Below are 521 nucleotides of genomic sequence, written 5' to 3'. Positions count from 1 at the left end.
CCAGGGAGAGGGTGGAGGGTCGCGGTTCGGTCTGGACGGAAGTCCGGAGACGGATCGCGCTCACGCTCTCATGGGGTTGGGTTTGTAGCGAGCATTTGAATCGAAGTTGTTCGACGTGTTGCGAGGCTTAGACGCTTCGCATTGGCGAAGCCACTTGAGGTTATATGGTCAAGCCGCACGGATCATTAGTACTGGTTAGCTCAACACATTGCTGTGCTTACACACCCAGCCTATCAACCACCTGGTCTTGATGGTTCCTTTAGGGGAGTCAAGCTCCCGGGAGATCTCATCTTGAGGCACGCTTCCCGCTTAGATGCTTTCAGCGGTTATCGTTTCCGAACGTAGCTACCCGGCAGTGCCACTGGCGTGACAACCGGAACACCAGAGGTTCGTCCACTCCGGTCCTCTCGTACTAGGAGCAGCCCCTCTCAAATCTCCAACGCCCATGGCAGATAGGGACCGAACTGTCTCACGACGTTCTGAACCCAGCTCGCGTACCACTTTAAATGGCGAACAGCCAT

General features: G+C 55.7%; 1 rRNA gene. It reads right to left on the bottom strand.

The features are described from left to right. Positions 1-164: 164 nt before the first annotated feature. Positions 165-521 (bottom strand): 23S ribosomal RNA (locus RG19_RS00015); the annotation flags it as partial.

Origin of the sequence: Luteimonas abyssi, assembly GCF_001482195.1 — a bacterium.
In the GTDB taxonomy this organism is placed as follows: domain Bacteria; phylum Pseudomonadota; class Gammaproteobacteria; order Xanthomonadales; family Xanthomonadaceae; genus Luteimonas; species Luteimonas abyssi.
This window is presented reverse-complemented; position numbering and strand designations above follow the sequence as displayed.